General features: G+C 38.7%; 7 protein-coding genes. All 7 read right to left on the reverse strand.

Annotation, left to right across the window (positions count from 1 at the left end; translation table 11 throughout):
- A partial coding sequence (locus D569_RS0122065; protein ID WP_018934598.1) for a phage tail tape measure protein occupies positions 1 to 1,502 on the reverse strand: 1,502 nt, incomplete at its 3' end.
- A gap of 203 nt (positions 1,503 to 1,705) precedes the next feature.
- The gene (gene gpG, locus D569_RS0122075) at positions 1,706 to 2,050 is read right to left on the reverse strand and encodes a phage tail assembly chaperone G (protein WP_018934600.1); all 345 of its coding nucleotides are present in this window, start codon (positions 2,048 to 2,050) and stop codon (positions 1,706 to 1,708) included.
- 12 nt (positions 2,051 to 2,062) lie between these two features.
- Complete coding sequence (locus D569_RS0122080) at positions 2,063 to 2,635, reverse strand: major tail protein (RefSeq protein WP_018934601.1); 573 nt, start codon at positions 2,633 to 2,635, stop codon at positions 2,063 to 2,065.
- Positions 2,635 to 2,958: a hypothetical protein gene (locus D569_RS0122085; RefSeq protein WP_018934602.1), complete on the reverse strand. Its 324-nt coding sequence runs from the start codon at positions 2,956 to 2,958 to the stop codon at positions 2,635 to 2,637. Before D569_RS0122085 ends, D569_RS0122080 begins: the two co-directional genes overlap by 1 nt.
- Positions 2,955 to 3,323, reverse strand: coding sequence for an HK97-gp10 family putative phage morphogenesis protein (locus tag D569_RS0122090; protein ID WP_018934603.1), 369 nt, complete (start codon positions 3,321 to 3,323; stop codon positions 2,955 to 2,957). Before D569_RS0122090 ends, D569_RS0122085 begins: the two co-directional genes overlap by 4 nt.
- Positions 3,324 to 3,653 carry a phage head closure protein gene (locus D569_RS0122095; RefSeq protein WP_018934604.1) on the reverse strand — a complete coding sequence of 110 codons (330 nt, stop codon included), beginning with the start codon at positions 3,651 to 3,653 and terminating at the stop codon, positions 3,324 to 3,326.
- Positions 3,650 to 3,928 (reverse strand): head-tail connector protein (locus D569_RS23345; RefSeq protein ID WP_018934605.1); only part of this gene is annotated, 279 nt, incomplete at its 5' end. The genes D569_RS23345 and D569_RS0122095, both read right to left, overlap by 4 nt.

Consider the following 3,928-nt stretch of genomic DNA (forward strand, 5'->3'; position numbering starts at 1 on the left):
GCAGCTGCAAAGCCAGCCATTTTGATAATATTATCTTGAGTGGAATCGTCTAATTCTCCGAACCAATCTACCACTTCAGTTAGCTTTTCTACACCTCTTGTGAAAGCTGGTAGAACATGCTCGGAAAACTGTATCGATAATTCTTCAAAGGAAGATTTCAAACGATTAATATTACCTTGTGCATTGTCCTGCATGGTTTCAGCCATGTTATTTAAAGCACCATCAGCATCTGATACGTTTTCTTTTAAATCACCATATTCATCATCTAGACCAGCAAGCAAGCCTTGGAAGGATTTCAAATGTTCTTTACCAGCAATCATTGAAATATATTGCGCTTTCTGTTCATCTGTCATGTCTTTCGTACGATCTTTAACTAATCTAAGTGTTTCTTCTAAACCAATAAACTCACCATCAGCATCAAAGGCACTAATTTCTAATTCCTCTAACGCTTCCCCGGCTTGACCAGCACCGCTTGTTAAGTTAACCATAATCGCGTTCAACGCTCGTCCGGCTTCGCTGCCCTTTAAACCACGATTGGCAAGTAAACCAAGAATTGCAGTTGATTCTTCTAAGGGGACATTAAATTCAGATAAGTTACCACCTGCAGTAATATAAGCATCCATTAATGCATCTACACTAGTGTTAGAATTACGAGAGGCTTCAGCAACATTATCTAGGTATGCCGGTAAGTCTTTGGCTTCAATCTGAAGTGCTGACATGGAGTCAGTAGCTAAGTCAGAAGCTCGTGCTAAATCAATATTTCCGGCTTCGGATAATCGTAACACTGGTTCAATTCCTTGAAGCATCTCTTCTGTTTCCCAACCAGCAAGTGCCATATACCCTAATCCGTCCGCTGCTTCAGATGCACTTTTTGAAGTAGTTGCACCTAATTCGCGGGCACGGTCCTCTAATTGCTGTAGATCATCACCAGTTGCCCCACTGATCGCCTGAACATTAGACATAGACGATTCAAAATCAATGCCCGTTTTGAGCATAGCTCCGCCTAAACCAAGGATAGGAGTCGTCACTTTCATGGTCATGTTACGACCAAAATTAGTCATTTTCTCGCCAGCAACTTTTAATTTATCGCTTGCGTTGTTAAGATTTGTCTCCAGTTGCTTCCATGGATTGGTTTGACGGTTTAATTCTTCCGTAATACTTTTAAGTGCATTTTCGGTTTTATTCATTTCAGCAACGGCTTTATTGTATGCCGTTTGCGCCCTTTGTGTTTCTCTTGAGTTATCACCTGTAGCTTTCTTACTATCTTCATAACGTCTTTTTAATTCGTTAACCTTTGCTTGCTGCAGTTCTAGCGTTCTATTTAATACGTCTGATTTTTTTCTAAGTTCCTCTACTCCTCGAGCAAAGCCAGTTCCAGATGAGGTGACCGCTTTTTGCTCTTGTTGCAGACTTTTTAACTGACGGTTAACACCTGCCATAGATTGCGTAAATTGTGCTGAGTCTAAACTTATAGTAGTTCTTAATGCTCCTACATTTGCCAACGCGATCACCTCCTAGAACAATTTAATTTGATCGATGTACACTTTTTCTTGTTTAAATAAATCCAAATAAAAATGGATGTCCATCTCGTCTATTTGACTGAGTGTCCATCCATTTTTTAATAGCTGTTTGTATAAAGGTTTGATGACCTTGTTTTTTGTTTCTATAGCCTTTTCTTTTAGGGAAGCACGCACCTCTTCCGGTGTCATTGCTTCCCCGTTTCGTTTCCCTCGTCAGCTTCTTTACGTTCTTTTTCTAGTTCCTCCGGTGTTTTTCCGGTTCGAACACGGACAAATACATCAGTAATTGTTGAAATTACTTGATGTGACGGTATACCTTCGTAAAATTGATTGATGTCAAATTGATTTCCGAACACATCACACACGAAACCAACTAATGTATCCATTTGCTCTAGACTGATGTCAGAGTAATCGATCGTTTCATCAAACTCATTCACTTTGCGAAAATGCCTTCCTGATACAAAGCCAATGTTGTATATTTTTTCTTCCGTTTCTTTCTCTTCATTTTGTAAAAATAACGATAGTTGCATCAACTATACCTCCTATACTGTCTGAGTTTCTTCATAGACAGAGTCAAACCAAGTATCTGTAATGGTTGAATCTACTAAATCTTCGTCATCCTCATCCACTTCTGCTCCGAATTTATTATCTGATTTCCGACGTAAAAAACGACCTTCTGTAGTCGGAGTTTGGAAAGCAGGTGTTTCTTGTTTTGTTTCATAGTTTTTAGCTGGAGGCGTAAATTTACCACGATAAAGAACGGTATAACGATAAGCTCCATTTGCTTTTTCCGACCTAAACATTAAAGCTAAGTAAGGTGGTCGGTCATCCTCACTATCGATCAGCACCCCATCACTATTAATCGTTTTTCCAAATATGTCAGCTTGCACTTGTTTTGCAAGATCATCGGTATTAAGTGATACGGTAGTTACCCCTCTTGATTCTGCAGTCTCAGCCACACCATCATCTGCTCGTAAATCAGCTGTGTTATAAGTAGGGTTAAGGTTAGCTGTAATACCTTTACCCATGCGTTTAGGTGTTTCGTAAGTAGTACCACTTTCCCCATCTTCTGTTATTAGTGCATAATAAACGTCTTTTAAACCTACTGTTGCCATTAACCTTCCTCCTCTATTTTGTAAAATCGCAATACATAATGAAAAAGACCTGTGTCTTCTTCGTACAATTCATGATCAAAATTTTTCTTAAAGCCTGCTTCTTTCATCAATTGTTTTGCTTGTTTTGCATAATGATTTGGATTACCAGGTGTGAAAATATCAACTTGGATGTAAATAGTATTGTACTGCTCACTATCATCCGCTTGGAAATCCACTTGCGGTAAATAAAAAAAGCGAATATATTCTAATTCGCCTTGTCTTTCTTCTTGATATACAACTGGTAAATTAATTGGTTCTAAAGTATCTTTAATTAACTTATTCATAGTGATAACCCCAAACTTTGACGTAAACTGTTAGCCATTGCTTGTTCAATCTTCAATTGATCACGCATGAATGCAGGTCCCATGAATGGTATAGCTTGCATTTTAGATGTACCCAATTCCACCATTTGCCCATAGTAGGCTTTACCTTGGTTATCTACATAGATCTCAATCTGGCCGTTTTCGACCTCAGAGATTTCAATATGATCATGTAAATTACCAGTTCTATACCTAACTAAATCTTGCGCACCTGCTTGCATTACCTTGGCGCCTGCTTCTAATGCTTTTTCTTCATCATTCTTTACGTTACGTTCCATTCGTTGCATGTGCCTGGTTAACTCTTGCAAACCTTCTAATTGCATTTCCATTTACGTCACAGCCTTTAATACAACTGTCATGGACTGTCTTAATCCATCATCATCTTCAATGGACTCAATCTCATGTTTCTTTTTTCTCCAGTAGACTATTAAACTTTTAGGTCTTTCACTGTCCAATAGCTTTTTCTGATATCGAATCGTAAACTCACGGTTGTGTTCCATTTGAGATTGAGCCGCTAAAAATCGAGTATTACCTTTTAGCGTTTTTAGACTGGCCCAGGCTCTTGTATATTCTACTCCACCCGGAATCGGATAGCCTTCTTCATCTACGGCATCGTTCTGTTTAAATATTAGTCGATGTCTTTGGTCCCCTGCATTCATTCTTCATCACCTGCCGGTAATTCACGAGCTTTAAGCCGTAAAATGATGCGTTCCAAACTATATTGTAAATTGGTAGTTACCGTACCAATCACTTGAGGACGACGCTCCTCATAATAGCCGGCCACCAATAGTTTGATAGCCATTCCATAACTAACAGTAGATTGATCTTTAATACCAGAGTCCTCCAACTCTTCAACAGCAGTATCGATAAATTCTTGAATTTGAGTATTTTCCTCATCGCCGTCAATTTTTAAATATTCTTTTACATTTTGTAA

Origin of the sequence: Gracilibacillus lacisalsi DSM 19029, assembly GCF_000377765.1 — a bacterium.
Taxonomy (GTDB): Bacteria; Bacillota; Bacilli; order Bacillales; family Amphibacillaceae; genus Gracilibacillus; species Gracilibacillus lacisalsi.

Coding starts and splice junctions, on each gene's coding strand:
- D569_RS0122090 (WP_018934603.1), bottom strand. CDS start 3,323: ATGGAAATGCAATTAGAAGGTTTGCAAGAGTTAACCAGGCACATGCAA.
- D569_RS0122085 (WP_018934602.1), bottom strand. CDS start 2,958: ATGAATAAGTTAATTAAAGATACTTTAGAACCAATTAATTTACCAGTT.
- D569_RS0122080 (WP_018934601.1), bottom strand. CDS start 2,635: ATGGCAACAGTAGGTTTAAAAGACGTTTATTATGCACTAATAACAGAA.
- gpG (WP_018934600.1), bottom strand. CDS start 2,050: ATGCAACTATCGTTATTTTTACAAAATGAAGAGAAAGAAACGGAAGAA.
- D569_RS0122095 (WP_018934604.1), bottom strand. CDS start 3,653: ATGAATGCAGGGGACCAAAGACATCGACTAATATTTAAACAGAACGAT.